12 protein-coding genes and 1 tRNA gene are annotated in these 18594 nt (G+C 74.3%); 8 read left to right on the top strand and 5 right to left on the bottom strand.

Translation table 11 applies throughout. The features are described 5' to 3' along the window. The first annotated feature begins 150 nt into the window (after nucleotides 1-150). From IG64_RS00410 to IG64_RS00385, 6 genes are all read left to right on the top strand, one after another. A complete protein-coding gene (locus tag IG64_RS00410) occupies nucleotides 151-348 on the top strand; it encodes a hypothetical protein (protein ID WP_037850555.1) in 198 nt (65 codons plus the stop codon). Between the two features lie 267 nt (nucleotides 349-615). Continuing rightward, a complete protein-coding gene (topA, locus tag IG64_RS00405; protein ID WP_037850552.1) occupies nucleotides 616-3456 on the top strand; it encodes a type I DNA topoisomerase in 2841 nt (946 codons plus the stop codon). Nucleotides 3457-3636: 180 nt separating this feature from the next. Beyond that, a complete protein-coding gene (gene tmk / locus IG64_RS00400; RefSeq protein ID WP_037850550.1) occupies nucleotides 3637-6996 on the top strand; it encodes a dTMP kinase in 3360 nt (1119 codons plus the stop codon). Nucleotides 6997-7460: 464 nt separating this feature from the next. Further along, nucleotides 7461-8666, top strand: a complete 1206-nt coding sequence (locus tag IG64_RS00395; protein ID WP_037850548.1) for a DNA polymerase III subunit delta' — start codon at nucleotides 7461-7463, stop codon at nucleotides 8664-8666. 342 nt (nucleotides 8667-9008) lie between these two features. After that, the gene (locus tag IG64_RS00390) at nucleotides 9009-10682 is read left to right on the top strand and encodes an alpha/beta hydrolase (RefSeq protein WP_037850545.1); all 1674 of its coding nucleotides are present in this window, start codon (nucleotides 9009-9011) and stop codon (nucleotides 10680-10682) included. A 107-nt stretch (nucleotides 10683-10789) separates the two neighbouring features. Continuing rightward, a tRNA-Thr gene (locus IG64_RS00385) sits at nucleotides 10790-10863 on the top strand. Nucleotides 10864-10961: 98 nt separating this feature from the next. On the opposite strand, the gene IG64_RS00380 is transcribed toward IG64_RS00385, so the two are convergent. Continuing rightward, a complete protein-coding gene (locus IG64_RS00380; protein ID WP_037850543.1) occupies nucleotides 10962-11921 on the bottom strand; it encodes a D-2-hydroxyacid dehydrogenase family protein in 960 nt (319 codons plus the stop codon). Between the two features lie 259 nt (nucleotides 11922-12180). Here IG64_RS00380 and IG64_RS00375 point away from each other — a divergent pair, with 259 nt between their 5' ends. Next, entirely contained in the window at nucleotides 12181-13080 is a 900-nt protein-coding gene (locus IG64_RS00375; RefSeq protein WP_037850539.1) for a glycosyltransferase family 2 protein, read from the top strand. A gap of 129 nt (nucleotides 13081-13209) precedes the next feature. On the opposite strand, the gene IG64_RS00370 is transcribed toward IG64_RS00375, so the two are convergent. Further along, a complete protein-coding gene (locus IG64_RS00370) occupies nucleotides 13210-14904 on the bottom strand; it encodes a bifunctional 3'-5' exonuclease/DNA polymerase (protein WP_037850536.1) in 1695 nt (564 codons plus the stop codon). 55 nt (nucleotides 14905-14959) lie between these two features. Next, nucleotides 14960-15736 carry a Clp protease N-terminal domain-containing protein gene (locus IG64_RS00365; protein ID WP_037850534.1) on the bottom strand — a complete coding sequence of 259 codons (777 nt, stop codon included), beginning with the start codon at nucleotides 15734-15736 and terminating at the stop codon, nucleotides 14960-14962. Nucleotides 15737-15890: 154 nt separating this feature from the next. Here IG64_RS00365 and IG64_RS00360 point away from each other — a divergent pair, with 154 nt between their 5' ends. Then, complete coding sequence (locus IG64_RS00360) at nucleotides 15891-17129, top strand: DUF2786 domain-containing protein (protein ID WP_037850532.1); 1239 nt, start codon at nucleotides 15891-15893, stop codon at nucleotides 17127-17129. A 267-nt stretch (nucleotides 17130-17396) separates the two neighbouring features. Here IG64_RS00360 and IG64_RS00355 read toward each other — a convergent pair whose 3' ends face one another. Further along, nucleotides 17397-17930 carry a DUF4232 domain-containing protein gene (locus IG64_RS00355; protein ID WP_037850531.1) on the bottom strand — a complete coding sequence of 178 codons (534 nt, stop codon included), beginning with the start codon at nucleotides 17928-17930 and terminating at the stop codon, nucleotides 17397-17399. A gap of 103 nt (nucleotides 17931-18033) precedes the next feature. Further along, nucleotides 18034-18570 (bottom strand): hypothetical protein, encoded by a 537-nt coding sequence (locus IG64_RS00350; protein ID WP_037850528.1) that lies wholly within the window; start codon nucleotides 18568-18570, stop codon nucleotides 18034-18036. Nucleotides 18571-18594 lie beyond the last annotated feature (24 nt).

Below are 18594 nucleotides of genomic sequence, written 5' to 3'. Positions count from 1 at the left end.
TCCGTCCGGCGAGCGCCGGCGGCTCGCGGGTGGTCGTCCGCGAGCCGCGCGTCCGCGGGTCCGCCCGGCGTTCACGCGGGGTTGGCCGGCCCGTCGCCCAGGGGTGCCAGCCTCCCCGACCGGGGGCATCCGGGGCGGGAGGGTACGCACGTGGAAAGCGGTCCGGCGATCTTCACGGGGACGGTGTTCGCCCTGTTCGGGGCGGTCCTGCTGGGGTGGACGGTGCTCCGGGCGCGGCGTCGGGAGCCGGTGGCCCTCGGGGTGCAGCAGGCCGTGTCGGTGACCCTCGCGACCGTGATCGCCCTGGGCTGTCTCGCGCTCGGGGCGTGGTGCCTGACGGGCGTGTGAGAACCGCCGCGGTGCCCGGCTCCGCGTATCCGGTGGATCACTTTCCGCGTCCGCCCGGACCGGCCCGTCGGCACTCCGGGCGGCAGGAAGGGCGGTAGTCGGGTTACCGTTCGAGTGGCCGTTGCGGGCTTTTCCCGTTTGACACGGGGGCGGGATGTACCGTCACACTCCGCAGCGTCAGCACTGCCCGGCCCCGGGAATCCACAGATCCGGGGGGTTCCAGCGAGACACAGCGAGACCAAGCGTCGACCGGAGAGAAGAGCGAAGTTGTCCCCGACCAGCGAGACCGCACAGGGCGGCCGCCGACTCGTCATCGTCGAGTCGCCTGCCAAGGCGAAGACGATCAAGGGCTATCTCGGCCCCGGCTACGTCGTCGAAGCGAGCGTCGGGCACATCCGGGACCTTCCCAACGGGGCCGCGGAGGTCCCCGAGAAGTACACCGGCGAGGTCCGCCGCCTCGGTGTGGACGTAGAACATGACTTTCAGCCGATCTATGTGGTCAACGCCGACAAGAAGGCCCAGGTCAAGAAGCTCAAGGACCTGCTGAAGGACTCCGACGAACTCTTCCTCGCCACCGATGAGGACCGCGAGGGCGAGGCCATCGCGTGGCACCTCCAGGAAGTGCTGAAGCCGAAGATCCCCGTCAAGCGGATGGTCTTCCACGAGATCACCAAGGACGCGATCCGGGCGGCCGTCGCCAATCCGCGCCAGCTCAACCAGAAGCTCGTCGACGCCCAGGAGACCCGCCGCATCCTCGACCGCCTCTACGGCTACGAGGTCTCGCCGGTCCTGTGGAAGAAGGTCATGCCGCGGCTGTCGGCAGGCCGTGTCCAGTCCGTCGCGACCCGGCTCGTGGTCGAACGGGAGCGCGAGCGCATCGCCTTCCGCTCGGCCGAGTACTGGGACCTGACGGGTACCTTCGCGACCGGCCGCGCGGGCGACCCGTCGGACCCGTCGTCCCTGGTCGCGCGGCTCCAGACGGTCGACGGCCGGCGCGTCGCGCAGGGGCGTGACTTCGACTCGCTGGGGCAGCTGAAGAGCGCGAACACCCTCCACCTCGACGAGGCGAACGCGCGTGCGCTCGCCGCCGCACTGGAGCGGACGTCCTTCTCCGTCCGCTCCGTCGAGTCCAAGCCCTACCGCCGCTCGCCGTACGCCCCGTTCCGTACGACGACGCTGCAGCAGGAGGCCAGCCGCAAGCTCGGCTTCGGCGCCAAGGCCACCATGCAGATCGCGCAGAAGCTGTACGAGAACGGCTACATCACGTACATGCGTACGGACTCCACCACCCTGAGCGACACGGCGATCAGCGCCGCCCGCGCCCAGGTCACGCAGCTGTACGGCGCCGACTACCTGCCGCCGCAGCCGCGCACGTACGCGGGCAAGGTCAAGAACGCGCAGGAGGCGCACGAGGCGATCCGTCCCTCGGGCGACCGCTTCCGCACGCCCGCCGAGACCGGCCTGACCGGCGACCAGTTCAAGCTCTACGAGCTGATCTGGAAGCGGACCGTCGCCTCCCAGATGAAGGACGCGACCGGCGACTCGGTCACCGTGAAGATCGGTGGCCGGGCGGCCGACGGCCGGGACGTGGAGTTCAGCGCGTCCGGCAAGACGATCACCTTCCACGGCTTCCTGAAGGCCTACGTCGAGGGCGCCGACGACCCGAACGCCGAGCTGGACGACCGCGAGCGCCGCCTGCCGCAGGTCACCGAGGGCGACGCGCTCAGCGCCGAGCAGATCACGGTCGACGGGCACGCCACCAAGCCCCCGGCCCGCTACACCGAGGCCAGCCTGGTCAAGGAGCTGGAGGAGCGCGAGATCGGCCGCCCGTCGACGTACGCGTCGATCATCGGCACGATCCTCGACCGCGGCTACGTGTTCAAGAAGGGCACGGCGCTCGTGCCGTCCTTCCTCTCCTTCGCCGTGGTGAACCTGCTGGAGAAGCACTTCGGCCGGCTCGTCGACTACGACTTCACCGCCCGCATGGAGGACGACCTCGACCGCATCGCGCGCGGCGAGGCGCGGGCCGTGCCGTGGCTGAAGCGGTTCTACTTCGGTGAAGGCACGGGCGAGGGCGGTGCGGCGGACGCCGGCAACGGCGACGGGGACCACCTCGGCGGCCTCAAGGAACTGGTGACCGACCTGGGCGCGATCGACGCGCGCGAGGTGTCGTCGTTCCCGGTCGGCAACGGGATCGTGCTGCGCGTGGGCCGCTACGGGCCGTACATCGAGCGCGGCGAGAAGGACACCGAGCAGCACCAGCGCGCCGACATCCCGGACGACCTCGCCCCGGACGAGCTGAGCGTCGAACTCGCCGAGGAGCTGCTCGCCAAGCCGAGCGGTGACTTCGAGCTGGGCGCCGACCCGGTGACCGGCCACCAGATCGTCGCCAAGGACGGCCGCTACGGCCCGTACGTCACGGAGGTCCTCCCCGAGGGCACCCCGAAGACGGGCAAGAACGCCGTCAAGCCGCGCACGGCGTCGCTCTTCAAGTCGATGTCCCTGGACACGGTGACCCTCGACGACGCGTTGAAGCTGATGTCGCTGCCGCGCGTCGTCGGCACCGACGCCGAGGGCGTGGAGATCACCGCGCAGAACGGCCGGTACGGGCCGTACCTGAAGAAGGGCACGGACTCGCGTTCGCTGCAGTCCGAGGACCAGCTCTTCACGATCACGCTGGAAGAGGCGCTGGCGATCTACGCCCAGCCCAAGCAGCGCGGTCGCGCGGCGGCCAAGCCGCCGCTGAAGGAGCTGGGCACCGACCCGGTCAGCGAGAAGCCGGTCGTGGTCAAGGACGGGCGCTTCGGCCCGTACGTCACCGACGGCGAGACCAACGCGACCCTGCGTTCCGGCGACAGCGTCGAGTCGATCACCCCGGAGCGCGGGTTCGAGCTGCTGGCGGAGAAGCGCGCCAAGGGCCCGGCCAAGAAGACCGCGAAGAAGGCCGCGGCCAAGAAGACGACGGCGAAGAAGACGGCGTCCACGGCCGCGAAGAAGACGGCGGCCAAGAAGACCACGGCGAAGAAGACCACCACGGCGAAGAAGACGACCGCCGCCAAGAAGACGGCGGCCAAGGCGACCGCCTCCAAGGCGCCCGCCGAGGACTGAGCGGGGTACCGCGCCCCGGGTACCCCGGTACCCGGGGGACCGCGGCACTGTGCCCCGGTTCTTCACAACCGTTCACGCGACGCACGCCCCTCGCACGCCCCGGCAGCACATCCCTGCCGGGGCGCGCAGACGTTCGGGCGGTCACGGCGGGCTGTCGGCGCGTCCCGATAGGCTGAACGCATGACGCGAGCCGAGCAGCCAACGGCCCACACACCGGCCCCCGACGACGCACTGGTCGCGGACTCCCGCGAGCGCGCCGTACGCGCGCTGCTGCGCCGACCCCAGCTGAGGCGGCTGTGGAGCGCCCAGGTGCTGGGGGGCGTGGGAGACGTCCTCGCGCTCCTCGTCCTCGTCGTGCTGGTCCTCCAGGCGTCGGTCGCCCAGGGATCCTTCGGCGGCGGCTACCGGGGTGCGGCGTTCGCGGTGGCGATCGCCTTCGGCGCCCGCATCGTGGCGACCGTGCTCTTCGGAGCGGTCCTCCTGGGGCCGCTGACCGCGCTGACCGCGCCCGGCGGGCCGCTGGACCGCCGCTGGACCATGGTCGGCACCGACGGCGTGCGCGCAGCGCTGCTGATCGTCGCCCCGCTGTGGATCGACTGGACCCCGGGCAACGCACCGGTGCTCCTCCTGGCGACCGTCTTCGTGACCGGCGTCGCCGAGCGGCTGTGGACGGTGTGCCGTGAGAGCGCGGCGCCCGCGCTGCTGCCGGCCCCGCCCCCCGAGGGCGCCACCGTCCGGCCGCTGCCCGACCACCTCGACGCCCTGCGCCGGCTGTCGCTGCGGACGTCCTTCCTGGCGATCCCGCTGGCGGCCTGCGTCCTGGTCGTCGCCTCCCTGTTCAACAACCTCCTGGGCACCGGCATCGCCTGGTTCGACCAGCACCAGGCGGCTCTCGGCGCGTACGTCGCGGCGGGTCTGTTCGCCGCGTCCCTGTCCGTGCTGACCTACCTGGAACTGCCCGGCACGCACACCCCGCGCGCGCGGTCGCCGCTGGAAGGGCTGCGCCGTCCCAAGGCGGGCACCGGAGCGGACAAGGGCCGCACAGGAGCGGTGCCGCTGCTCGTGCTCGCCTCCGCGGCCGTCGCCGGGGCGGTCGCCGCCGCGGTCGCCGTCTGCGCGCTGCACGCCCGCGACCTGGGCGGCGGTCCGGTGCTCTACGGGCTGGCGGTGCTCGCCCTGACCGGCGGGGTCGTCGTCGGCATCCGTACGGCGCCCAAGGCGCTCGTCTCGCTGTCGCGGCGCAGGCTGCTCGCGCTGGCCGTCGCCGTCACCGGCATCGCCCTGCTCGCCGCCGGACTCGTCCCCGACGTCACCACCGTCCTGCTGCTCCTCGCCCTGGCCGGGGTGAGCGCGGGCATCGCCGCCAACGCCGGGCACACCCTGCTCGACCTGGAGACCGAGGACCAGCGCAGGCCGCGCATGACCGAGCACCTGCACGCGGTGGTACGGGTCTTCGTGGCCGTCGGCGCCCTGTGCGCCCCGGTGGTCGCGGCCGGGATCGGCCCGCACCGGCTCGAGAACGGCCGGTTCGTCTTCGCGCACGGCGGCGCCGCCTTCACCCTGATGCTCGTCGGCGCGCTGCTGCTGCCGGTGGCCGCGCTGGTGCTGGCCAAGGTCGACGACCGCTCCGGCGTACCGCTGCGGCAGGACCTGTTCGACGCGCTGCGCGGCGGCGACGACCCCGTGACGGCGCCCGCCGAGTCCGGTTTCTTCATCGCCCTGGAGGGCGGCGACGGCGCGGGCAAGTCCACGCAGGCCGAGGCGCTCGCCGACTGGATCCGGGAGAAGGGGCACGAGGTCGTCCTCACCCGCGAGCCGGGCGCCACGCCCGTGGGCAAGCGGCTGCGCTCGATCCTCCTGGACGTGTCCTCGCAGGGACTGTCCCACCGCGCCGAGGCGCTGCTCTACGCCGCCGACCGCGCCGAGCACGTCGACACGGTCGTACGGCCCGCTCTGGAGCGCGGTGCCGTGGTGATCACCGACCGGTACATCGACTCCTCCGTCGCCTACCAGGGCGCGGGCCGTGACCTGTCCCCGACCGAGATCGCCCGCATCTCGCGCTGGGCGACCAACGGACTCGTACCGCACCTCACGGTCCTGCTGGACGTCTCCCCGGAGACCGCCCGCGAGCGGTTCACCGAGGCACCCGACCGCCTGGAGTCGGAGCCGGCGGAGTTCCACGCGCGCGTGCGGTCCGGTTTCCTGGCGCTGGCCGCCGCCGACCCCGGACGGTATCTGGTGGTGGACGCCGGGCAGGAGCCCGAGGCGGTCACCACCGTCGTCCGGCACCGGCTCGACCAGATGCTGCCGCTGTCCGAGGCCGAGGTGAAGGCCCAGGAGGAGGCACGGCGCAAGGCCGAGGAGGAGGCCCGGCGCAAGGCGGAGGAAGAAGCCCGGCGCAAGGCCGAGGAGGAGCGCCTGGAGCGGGAGCGCCAGGAGCAGCTCGCCCGGCTGCGCGCCGAGGAGGAGGAGCGCAAGCGGCGCGAGCTGGAGGAGGCGCAGCGGCGCGAGGCCGAACGGCAGGCGGAGGAGGCCAGGCAGCGCGCCGAGGAAGCGCGCCGCCGTGCCGAGGAGGAGCGGGCCCGGCTGCTCGCCGAGGAGCAGGCGCGCGCGGAGGCCGAGGCCCGGCGCAAGGCCGAGGAGGAACGGCTGCGCCGGGAGGCCGAGGAGGAGGCCCGGGTACGGGCCGAGGCCGAGGCGCGGCGCCTGGAGAAGCAGAAGAAGGCCGAGGAGGCGCTGCTGCGCGCCGAGGAGGCGCGTCGGGCGGCCGAGCAGGCCGCTGCCGCGGCGCAGTCGGGGCCCGGTCGGCCGGAGCCTCCCGCCGCTGCCGCCTTGCCGTCGGACGCGGTGACCGTACCCACGCCCGTGGTGAACCCGGCGCCCGCCGAGGCCGGGCCGGCCGCCGGCCCGGCGGAGGAGACGACGGTCCTGCGACCGGTGCGTGACACGTGGGGCGGGCCGGGCGAGGCTCCCGGCTCCGGTGGTCCGGGCGGTGGCTCCGGCCGGAACGCCGGGCCGGAGTCCGACGCGGAGGTCACCGCCGAGCTTCCGCAGCCGTCCGAACGGCCGGGACCGTCCGGGCCGTCGGCGCCGAAGGGACCGGAGGCGCCCACCGGCGCGGCCGACGAGACGGCGGTCCTGCCGTTGGTGCCCGCCGACGGCGGTGGCGGTGGGGCCGGCGGCGACGGCGGCAGGGGAGCGGGTGCCCTGGCCGGCGCGGCCGACGAGACGGCCGTCCTGCCTCCGGTGCGGGACACGGACCCGGCGGACGCGCGCGGGGCGGACGTCACGGACCGGGTTCCGCCGGGCTTCTTCCGGGACGAGCGGCCCTCGTCCGTCCGGCCCGACGGCTCCGACGACCGGACGCGCGAGCTGCCGCAGGTCGGGGCCGACGGCGGTGCCCGTCCGGCCCGGCCGCGGCCGGACTGGGCCGAGGAGACCCCGCTGGACGACCTGCCGACCCTGGCGGACGAACTGCTGGGACCGCGTCAGGACGAGGACGGGTACGACGACGGCCGGGGCCGCGGACGCCGGGGCTGAGGGCGGCCGCCGTCGGCGCGCGCTGCCGGCGCGCAGCGGCTGAGACCGCGCCGGGGGAGGGGCCGGTCGGTGCCGCCTGACCTGGCAGGCCACGCCACGGCCGCCGGACCGCCGGGCCCGGCCGGACCTGGGCGGCGGATTGCCGGGCCCGGCCGGACCTGGGCGGCGGACCGCCGGTCCCGGAGTACGCAACGGGGCGGGCCGCCGGGTCCCCGCATCGTCGGCCTCCGGATCGCCGGCTTCCCGGGCCACCGATCGCCGGGCCGCCGAACCGCCGGACCCCTGGTCCCCCGGCTCGCAGGACTCCCGGCCGCCCCGAGCGCCAGGCCGCCCCGAGCGCGCCGAACCGCCGGGCTCTGAACGCGGGGCGCGCCCGCGGCGCCGGCCGGTGGTCCGCCGTTGTCAGTGGGCCCCCGCACAATGGATCCCGCACCACGAACCATGACGAAAGGGCGGCGTGACCCATGAGCGTGTGGGACGACCTCGTCGGGCAGGAGAAGGTCAGCGAACAGTTGGCCGCCGCTGCCCGGGACGCCGACGCCCTGGTGACGGCGGCCGCCACCGGCGCCGCGCCGCCCGAGGCGTCGAAGATGACGCACGCGTGGCTGTTCACCGGCCCTCCGGGAGCGGGCATCACGCAGACGGCCCGGGCCTTCGCCGCCGCGCTGCAGTGCGTCAGCCCCGACCGTGCCCTCGGCGGCGCCCCCGGCTGCGGCTTCTGCGACGGCTGTCACACGGCACTGGTCGGCACGCACGCCGACGTCTCCACCGTCGCCGCCGTGGGCGCGCAGATCCTCGTCGACGACATGCGGGACACCGTCCGCAAGTCCTTCACCTCCCCGGCGAACGGCCGCTGGCAGGTGATCCTGGTCGAGGACGCCGAGCGGCTGAACGAGAAGTCGGCCAACGCCGTGCTGAAGGCCGTCGAGGAGCCAGCCCCCCGCACGGTGTGGCTGCTGTGCGCCCCCTCGATCGAGGACGTCCTGCCCACGATCCGCTCCCGCTGCCGCCACCTGAACCTGAGCACCCCGTCCGTGGACGCGGTGGCCGACATGCTCGTACGCCGGGACGGGGTCGAACCCGACGTCGCCGCGGCGGCCGCCCGCGCCACCCAGGGACACGTCGACCGGGCCCGCCGCCTGGCCACCGACCCGGCCGCGCGTGAGCGCCGCGCCGCCGTGCTGAGGCTTCCGCTCCGTCTCGACGAGATCGGCGGCTGTCTCAAGGCGGCCCAGGAACTGGTCGACGCGGCGGCGGACGACGCGAAGGCGCTCGCCGAGGAGACGGACGCGAAGGAGACCGAGGAGCTGAAGGCGGCGCTGGGAGCGGTCCAGGGCGGCCGGCTGCCGCGCGGTACGGCGGGCGTGATGAAGGACCTGGAGGACAAGCAGAAACGCCGCCGCACGCGTACGCAGCGCGACAGCCTCGACCTCGCCCTGACCGACCTCACCGCTCTCTACCGTGACGTCCTGGCCCTCCAGCTCGGCTCCCGCGTGGCGATCGCCAACGCGGACGTCGAGGACACCCTCGAGCGGGTCGCCCGGGGCAGTTCCCCGGAGGCCACCCTGCGCCGCATAGAAGCGATCGCCGCCTGCCGCGACGCCCTCGACCGCAATGTGGCCCCGTTGCTTGCGGTGGAGGCGATGACGATGGCGCTGAGAGCCGGCTGACACCGCCCGGCTGCCCCGGGTCCGCTGCTGCCCCGCCCGGCCCCGCCTGCCACCGCCGGGGCAGCCGACGAGCCCGCGGTCCCGCCCGGCAGCCGATGGCCCGGCCCCCGCCCGCCCTCGGCGCTGCCCCGACAGCCTGTGGGCGCTCCGGTGCCCGCAGCCTGTGGGCGCTCCGGTGTCCGCCCTGGCGGCACCTGGTCGTCCCGGGGCCGCCGCGGTGTCCGCCGACCGCCCCGCCCGGCCCTCACCCTCGGTGCCCCTCCCGCCGTCCCGGCATCACTCGTACGGGGCACGACGCGCGCGCAGCGTACGTCTGTGATCGCGGAGAGTTACGCTCGCTCGATGTACTTCAGGCGCGCCCCTCGTCCGAGCGACCCCTTGAATCACCACCCGAACGACCCCCTGGGCGACTCCCCGGCCGCCCCGCGGGCCAGATCCAGGACCAGCCCGGCGGGCTCCCGTCGCGGCATCGCCCTCGCCGCGCTGCTGTCCGCCGCCGCCCTGCTCGTGCCGGCCTGTTCCGCCCGGGAGACCCGGCACCAGGCCGCGCCCGCGGCGGACGCGGTGCTGGCGGCGCTGCCGCGGTCCACGCCGTCCGCGCTGGCGCCGTACTACGGCCAGAAGCTGACCTGGCGCGACTGCGGAGCGCCCGGCTTCCAGTGCACCACGATGAAGGCGCCGCTCGACTACGCCAGGCCGTCGGCGGGCGACGTGCGGCTGGCCGTGGCCAGGAAGAAGGCCACGGGACCGGGCAGCAGACTGGGCTCGCTCCTGGTGAACCCGGGCGGACCCGGCGGTTCGGCCATCGGCTACCTGCAGCAGTACGCCGGCCTCGGCTACCCGGCGGAGGTCCGCGCCCGCTACGACATGGTGGCGATGGACCCGCGCGGCGTGGCCCGCAGCGAGTCCGTCGAGTGCCTCGGCGACCGCGACATGGACACGTACACGCAGACCGACGTCACCCCCGACGACCGCGAGGAGACCGACGCGCTGGTGGGCGCGTACCGGAAGTTCGCGGAGGGGTGCGGTGCCCGCGCCCCCCGGCTGCTGCGGCACGTCTCCACGGTCGAGGCCGCCCGTGACATGGACATCCTCCGAGCCGTCCTCGGGGACCGCCGGCTGACCTATGTGGGGGCGTCGTACGGGACGTTCCTGGGCGCGACGTACGCCGGGCTGTTCCCGGACCGGGCGGGCCGCCTGGTGCTGGACGGCGCGCTGGACCCGTCCCTGTCGGCGGCGCGGATGAACCTGGACCAGACGGCGGGCTTCGAGACCGCGTTCCAGTCGTTCGCCAAGGACTGTGTGCGCCAGAGCGACTGTCCGCTCGGCGGCCCGGACACGACGCCGCGGCAGGCCGGCGACCACCTCGCGGCCTTCTTCCGGAAGCTCGACGCACATCCGATCCCCACCGGTGACAAGAGCGGCCGCAAGCTCGGCGAGGCGCTCGCCACGACCGGGGTGATCGCGGCGATGTACGACCAGTCCGCCTGGCCGCAGCTGCGCGGGGCGCTGACCTCGGCGATGAAGGACGGTGACGGCGCCGCCCTGCTGGCGCTGTCCGACAGCTACTACGAGCGCGACTCCGGCGGCCACTACAACAACCTGATGTACGCCAACGCCGCCGTGAACTGCCTCGACCTGCCACCGGCGTACGACACCCCGGCCGAGGTGGAGAAGGCCCTGCCCGCGTTCGAGAAGGCGTCCCCGGTCTTCGGCAGGGGCCTGGCCTGGGCCTCCCTGAACTGCGCGTACTGGCCGGTGAAACCCACCGGCGCCGCGCACCGCATCGAGGCGAAGGGCGCGGCGCCCATCGTGGTGGTCGGCACCCTGCGTGACCCGGCGACCCCCTACCGCTGGGCCCGGTCCCTCGCCCGCCAGCTCTCCTCGGCCCACCTCCTGACCTTCGACGGCGACGGGCACACCGCCTTCGGCCGGGGCAGCCGCTGCATCGACTCCGCGATCGACGCCTACCTGCTCCGCGGCACCCCGCCGGCCCAGGGAAAGCGCTGCTCATAGCCGCTCCCGCCCGCCCCGGGGCACCCCCTCCGGGGCGGGTACGAACCACCTCCGGAAACTGTGTAGACTTACGGACGTTGCCGATCGCACCCTGGTGCGAGCAGCACGCCGCTTTAGCTCAGATGGCCAGAGCAACGCACTCGTAATGCGTAGGTCTCGGGTTCGAATCCCGAAAGCGGCTCTCTTGAAAAGGCCAGGTCACATACCTTGTGACCTGGCCTTTTGGTTGTCCAGTTCCGTCTCGTGCGGCTGGTGCCGGGCGAGGGGACGGTGTCCCGATCAGCCGAGTACCCGGACCGGACGGCCCGCCAGGTACGCCTCGATGTCCTCCACCGCCTGTCCGTAGTAGCGCGCGTAGTTGGCCTGGGAGACGTAGCCGAGGTGCGGGGTGGCCAGCAGGCGCGGGGCGGTGCGCATCGGGTGGTCCGCGGGCAGCGGTTCGGTGTCGAAGACGTCGACGCCCGCCCCGGCGATCCGTCCCTCGCGCAGCGCGGCGAGCAGCGCGTCCTGGTCGACGACTGCGGCGCGGGAGGTGTTGACGAGGTAGGCCGTCGGCTTCAGGAGGGCCAGTTCACGCGGGCCGAGCAGGCCGCGCGTGCGGTCGCTCAGGGCGAGGTGGACCGAGACGAAGTCGGCGCCCGACAGCAGGTCCTCCTTGCTCGGCGCCAGGGCCACGCCCACCTCGTCCGCCCGCTCCTCGGTGAGGTTCTGGCTCCATGCCGTGACCTCCATGCCGAAGGCGAGCCCCACCCGGGCGACCCGGCTGCCGATCCTGCCGAGTCCGAGCAGGCCGAGGCGGCGGCCGTGCAGGTCGGCGCCGACGGTGGACTGCCAGGGGCCGCCGCCGCGCAGCGCGTCGTTCTCCTGGACGATCCCGCGGGCGAGGCCCAGCAGCAGGGCCCAGGTCAGTTCCACCGGCGGGGTGGCGGAGGACTCGGTGCCGCACACGGTCACGCCGTTCGCCCGGGCCGCCGCGAGGTCGATCGCCGAGTTGCGCATGCCGGAGGCGATCAGCAGCTTCAGGCACGGGAGCCGGTCCAGGAGGGCGGCCGGGAAGCGGACCCGTTCGCGCAGGGTCACGACGATGTCGGCGTCGGCGAGCGCCTTCGCCAGCGCGTCCTGCGTGGTGAAGTGCTCGGCGTACCGGACGACGTCCACCCGGTCGCTCACCGCCGACCAGTCGGCGGCGGTGAGCGCGGCGTTCTGGAAGTCGTCGAGCACGGCGCAGCGCAGTCGCATGTCTGTCGTCCCCCTGCGGGTTCGGTGATCGGGTTGTGGTTCTCCAGGGGTACCGCAGGAGCGGCCGTGCCGTACATCGCGGCGGGGCGGCGGAAAGAGGAGGCAAAGCGATGTCGTGTCGGGACAACCGGCGGAAATGAGGCAACATCTTGGTGAACAAGGACGGCTGGACGACGACGGAGGGGCGGGGAGCGGGGTGCCGCGCGGCGAGCGCGGGCGCCGCCGTCGCCGGACGGGGTGAGCGGGAGTGGTGGAAACGGTGGGAGCCAGGGAGCCGAGGATCGCCGTCGCCGTGGTGACCATGGGGAACCGGCCCGCCGAGGTCGACGCCCTGCTGGAGTCCGTGGCCAAACAGGATCTCGCGCCCGCCCGCATCGTGATCGTCGGCAACGGCTGCCGGCTGCCCGAGTTCGCCCGCCGGCTCTCGCTGCCCGGCGAGGTCACGGTCATCGACGTCGACGACAACCTCGGCTGCCCCGGCGGCCGCAACGTCGCCCTCGCCCGGCTGCGCGAGTACGGCGACGTCGACGTGGTCGTCGAACTCGACGACGACGGGCTGCTCGTCGACGCGGACGTGCTGCGCCGCGTACGGGACCTGTACGCCGCCGATCCTCACCTGGGCATCGTCGGCTTCCGCATCGCCGACGAGCACGGCGAGACCCAGCAGCGGCACGTGCCCCGGCTCGGTTCCGCCGACCCGATGCGGGGCGGGTACGTCACCGGATTCCTCGGCGGCGGCCACGCCCTGAGCATGCGGATGCTCGAACAGACCGGCGACTGGCCCGCGGAGTTCTTCTTCGCGCACGAGGAGACGGACCTGGCCTGGCGCGCCGCCGACGCCGGCTGGAAGATCCTCTACGCGCCCGAACTGCTGCTCCAGCACCCGAAGACCTCGCCGGCGCGGCACGCCATCTACTACCGCGTCACCGCCCGCAACCGGGTCTGGCTGGTCCGCCGCCGGCTGCCGCTCGTCCTCGTCCCGGTCCACCTCGGCGTCTGGACGCTCCTCACTCTCCTGCGGACGCGGTCGGCCGCCGGGCTGCGGGCGTGGCTCGGCGGCTTCGCGGAGGGGCTGCGCCGGCCGGCGGGCGAACGGCGGCCGATGCGCTGGCGCACGGTGTGGCGGCTCACCCGGCTGGGCCGCCCGCCGGTCATCTGACGGCCGCACCGCCGCCCTGGTGCCGTCCTGTCCCGTCCGGTCGCCATCCGTCGGCGTCCGTCGCCCCGGCGCATGCCCGGTCCGCGGAGCACGGTGGTCCCGGGCGGAACGCGCCCAGGCCACGGGGCGTCACTTGGCGTCCGCGTAGCACTCGACCACCGCCGTCGTGAACGGGAACCGCACCGGTGTCGGGCCGAACGTGAGGCGACCCGCCAGGTCCGCCGCCTCCCGGATCGCGGCGACGACCGTGTCGGCCTCCTCCTCCGGGCAGTGCACGATCACCTCGTCGTGCTGGAAGAAGACCAGTTCCGCCGCCAGGTCCCGGCAGGAGCGGCGCAGCGCGGCGAGCATCAGCAGGGCCCAGTCGGCCGCGCTGCCCTGGACGACGAAGTTACGGGCGAAGCGGCCCCGGGCCCGCACGTCGCCTGAGGCGTACCCCGGGACCCAGCCCTGGCCGGCGGCCCGCTCCTCCGGCTCGTCCTGCGGGAGGCCGGCCTCCTGTGTCGCGTCGTCCTCCGCGGACCCGGCCGCGGGCGGGCAGGTGCGCCCCAGCCACGTCCGTACGAGCCGGCCTTCCTCCCCGGCCCGCGCGGCCTCGTCGACGTAGGCCACCGCGCGGGGGAAACGGCGGCGCAGCGCGGCCAGGTTCTTCAGGCCGTCGCCGGACGTCTGGCCGTAGACCGCGCCGAGCACGGCCAGTTTGGCCTGGGCGCGGTCGCCGGAGAAGGCCCGGTCGGACACCGACTGGTAGAGGTCGTCCGGCCGTCCGGCCACCTCCATGAGGCCGGGGTCGCGGGAGACGGCCGCCAGCACGCGCGGCTCCATCTGGTCGGCGTCCGCCACCACCAGCCGCCAGCCCGGATCGGCGACCACGGCCCGCCGGATCACCTTCGGGATCTGCAGCGCGCCCCCGCCGTTGGTCACCCAGCGCCCCGTGACCGTGCCGCCGGCCAGGAACTCCGGGCGGAACCGGCCCTCGCGCACCCAGTCCTGCAACCAGGCCCAGCCGTGCGCCACCCAGATCCGGTACAGCTTCTTGTACTCCAGCAGGGGCGCCACCGCCGGGTGGTCCACGGACTGCAGCTCCCACCGGCGGGTGGACCTGACCTTGATGCCGGCCCGGGCGAACGCCTTGACGACCTCGGCGGGCAGATCGGGCCGCACCCGGCGGCCGAAGGCGGCCGACACCTCGTCGGCCAGCTCGGCCAGGCGGCGCGGCTCACCGCCGCCCGCGTACCGCTCGCCGAGCAGTTCGCGCAGCACCCGGCGGTGCACGTCCGCGCTCCAGGGCAGACCCGCGCGGTTCATCTCGGCCGCCACCAGCATTCCGGCCGACTCGGCGGTGGTCAGCAGGTGCATGCGGTCGGGGTGGGCGGTCCGCTCGTGCCGCCGCTGCTGCTCGGCGTAGACCGTGAGCAGGTCCGTCAGGGGCAGGGGCACGCCCTGCGGTTCGAACAGCGGGGACTGCGCGCCGGGCGCGGCCGGCCGCTGCGGCGGGTCGGGCGGTACGGGACCGCCGCGCAGCCGGGCCAGGGCGGCCGCCGCCGAGCGCGGCTCGCCGTGGTGCCCCTCGTGGCCGAGCAGGAGCGTCTCGGCGTCCTCGATGTCGTAGCAGCGCTCGACCCGCACGCCCTCGGCGAGCAGGCGCGGGTAGACCTCGGCGGTGGACCGCCACACCCACCGGGTGACGTCCGGCCTGCTGCGCACCGCCCCGGCGAGGTCCGGCTCACGGCGCACCGGTCCGGCGGGCAGCCCGTCCGGGCCGAGGGGTACGACGTCGGCGCCGCCGTCCTCGGCCGGTGCGAGAGCCCACCGGTCGGTCATGCCGTGAGTGTGGCAGGCGCCTGTGACAATCGCCCGTGACCTGCGGCCCGCCGGATCACTCGGAGGGGGCCGAGGGCGATTCCGAGGGGGTTTCCGCGGGTGCCTCGCCCTCCTCGCGGCCGGCCACGAGCTTCTCCAGGGCGCGCGTGACGTACTCCTCGGTGCGCGCCTTGTCGAGGCCGAGTCCGCTCAGCGGGCCCTCGCCGTTCTCCAGTTCCAGCAGGGCCAGCAGGATGTGCTCGGTGCCGATGTAGTTGTGGCCGAGGCGCAGGGCCTCGCGGAAGGTGAGTTCCAGGGCCTTCTTGGCGGCGGGGCCGTAGGGGACGAGGTCCGGGGCGTCGGCGGACGCGGGCGGCAGCGCGGCGGCCGCGGCCTCGCGGACGGCTTCCAGGGTGACGCCCTGCTCCCGGATCGCCTGCGGGGCGAGGGCCTCGGGTTCGGTGAGCAGACCGAGGACGAGGTGGGCGGGCAGTCCCTCCGCGCTCCGCGCGGACTTCGCGGCCTCGTGGGCCGCCATGACGACCTTCCGCGCGCGGGGTGTGTAGCGGCTGAACCCCTGGCTGGGGTCGAGGTCGGCGGACTCCTTGGGCACGAACCGCTTCTGCGCCGCCTGGCGGGTGACGCCCATGCTGGCGCCGATGTCGGTCCAGGAGGCGCCGGAGCGGCGGGCCTGGTCGACGAAGTGACCGATGAGGTGGTCGGCCACCTCGCCGAGGTGCTCGCCGGCGAGCACGGCGTCCTGGAGCTGTTCGAGAGGTTCCTGGTGGACCTGCTTGATGGCCGAGATGAGGTCGTCGAGACGGACCGTCGACCGGATGCTGGGGTTCGTCATGTGTCAACCGTAGGTTGACAGGTAGCGACTGTCAACCTTGGGTTGACATCGATCTCGACGACTTCACCGGATGTCGGCCGCTCGCCGCGCCGCAGGTTTTCCACAGCCTGTGGACGAAAATCCCGCTCTCTCGGCCTCGTGGCACGATCGATCCGTGACCACGTCCCGCACCTCCCGCTCCTCCGGAGGCTCCCGCTCCTCCGGAGACTCCGGCTCCTCCGGAAGCTCCCGTTCCTCCGGTGCCTCCCGTGCTTCCGAGACCGCCGGTGAGTCCGGTGGGCCCGGTGCGTCCGGCACCGTCGACCGCGCCTTCCGGGCCGCCCTCTACGCCGCCTCCGACGACGCCCTCGACGACGGTGCCTCCCTGCTCGCGGCCGACCCCGCCGCGGACGCCGAACTCGACCGGCGCGGCCGGGAGTTCGTGGCGACCGCGTGGCAGCGCGGCTGGCAGCCCGCCGACGTCGTGCGGATCGCGGGGCGGGAACTGGGCGAGGCGCACGCCGGACTCGCGGCCGACCTGATCCGCGCGCAGGCCCCGCACGACCTCCCGCGCGGCCGGCGCTGGAACGCCCAGCTCGGCGCACTGCCCACCGGCGCGCCGCCCCGGACCGACCGCTTCACCTACGCCACCGCCGTGCTGGAGCTGTACCGCCTGCTCCTGCGGCTGCCCGTCCTCGAACACCTGGAGCCGTCCGCCGGGCGCCCGTCCGCCGCACCGGCCGGTGAGTCCCGCGTGCTCGGCCGCATCCGGGCGCTGCTGGCCAAGGCGGAGGCCACCGGGTTCCCGGAGGAGGCGGAGGCGCTGAGCGCGAAGGCCCAGGAGCTGATGGCCCGGCACAGCGTCGACGAGGCGCTGCTCGCCGCCCGCGCCCCCGCACCCGACACCCCCGGCGCCTGCCGGATCGGCGTCGAACCGCCGTACGAACAGGCCAAGGCCGTACTGCTGGACGCGGTCGCCACCGCGAACCACTGCCGGGCCGTGTGGAACGAGCCCCTGGGCTTCTCCACCGTCGTCGGCTTCGAGGCCGAGCTGGACGCGGTCGAGTTGCTGTACACCTCACTCCTCGTGCAGGCCACGACCGCGATGACGCGGGCCGAGGCGGCCCAGAGAGCCGGCGGGCGCAAACGGACGAAGACCTTCCGGCAGTCCTTCCTCGCCGCCTACGCCCACCGCATCGGCGTCCGTCTGGCGGCGGCCGCCGGGACCCAGGTGACCGAGGACCTGCTGCCCGTCCTGGCCGGCCGCGATCTCGCGGTCACCGACCGGCTGGAGCGCATGTTCCCCGAGACGACCACGACCCGGCTGCGTGGCGTCAGTGACGCCGCGGGCTGGACGGAGGGCGCCCAGGCCGCCGACCGGGCTCAGATGAAGTCCCGGCGAAGACTGGGCTGACGAGGACGGGGGCGAGGAGCAGCACCCTGCCGCAGGCCGGCCGGGCCGGCCGGGCCGGGCGGGGCGCCGAGCCCCGGCCCCCCGCGCGTGCGTACGCCGCGCCTGTGCGCCTGCGCAGCACATGCCCGCGCAGGCGCATGCCGGCCAGGCCCCGCGCCGGCGCACGCAGACGGCGCCCGCCGACTCCCGGGGCCGCTCACTCCCCGGCCTGCTCAGCCCCCAGCCCCTGGAGTGCTCACTGCCCGGCCCGGTCAGTTCCCGGTCCGCTCAGTCACCGGCCTGCTGGAAGGCCGTCACCGAGGCGTCCGGTTCGGCCGCGTTCTTCTTGCCCTGCACCGGGCCGTAGGACCACTTGAAGGTCCGGTCCTCGCCCGCGCCGGGCAGGGCGATCTTGAGCGAGGCCGCCCCCAGGGCCTTCGCGTCGCCCTCCTTGCCCCGCACGTAGGTGAGCGTGAAGGACGCGGTGTCGCCCTTGGCGAGCGTGAGTTCCTGCGGCCGGCCGGTCCTGTCCTCCGGGACGCGTGCGGAGGTGCTCCCGGCGGACAGGGTGACCGCCGGGAAACCGTTCAGGGTGCACCGCTCGCCCCGGTTGGTCAGGGTGACCGGGACGTCGCCGGTGTCACCCGCGGCGGGAGCGGCGTTGGCGGGGCCCACTTGAAGGCCGACCTCACCGATCCGGCAGGCGGCGTTGTCGGTGTTCTTGCTGCCGGTGTCGGTGCCGCTGCTGCCGTCACCGCTGTCGCAGGCGGCGAGGAGGAGGGCCGCGGCGACGGCGGTGACGGTGATCGGAAAGGCGCGCATGTACTGGCTTCCTCGGGTCGTGACGATGCTCAAGGATCATCACGTACGAGCGTGCGGCGCGGTTGCCCGCCCCGCCACCGGACCGGGCGGACGTCGCGGACGTTCAGGCGCCGGGGCTCGCCGTGGGCAGCCCTGACGGTAGCGCCCCGCCCTCGGCCCGGGTGTACGTCTCCTTGCCGAGTCCACCCTCCCAGGTCACCTGGAGAGTGGTCTTGTTGACGGAGTCGACCGTGCCCGCCGAACGCTGCTTGCACGAGTCCAGGCGGATCGTGCCCTTGCCCGCCTGCGCGGCCGCGGTGCCGGTGCACGTGGTGCGGTCCGTCGAGAACAGCGCCGCCTGCCGGCCGGTGATGATGAGCACGACGGCCTTGCCGCCGCTGGTGGTGAGCCAACTCCCGCTCAGCGGCGAGTCCTTGGCGCCCGTACCGCCCGTGTCGCCCGTGCCGCTCCCGCCGGACCCGGTCTCCCCGCCCGACGCGGCACCCGCGCCACCGCCGGACGAGGGGGCGGCGGTGGCGGAGGCGCCGCTCCCGGTGCCCCCGCCGGAATCCGGGTCCCCGCCGCTGCCGCACGCGGTCAGCGTGAGCGCGCCGAGCAGCCCCGCGGCCGCGACCCGCGCTCCCCTGGTCGTCCTGGTCACTGAGATCCCCCCACCTGGAAACCG

This window comes from Streptomyces sp. NRRL S-340 (assembly GCF_000720185.1).
Classification (GTDB): domain Bacteria; phylum Actinomycetota; class Actinomycetes; order Streptomycetales; family Streptomycetaceae; genus Streptomyces.
The sequence above is the reverse complement of the archived record's forward strand: the minus strand, read 5'-3'. Positions and strand labels throughout refer to the sequence as shown.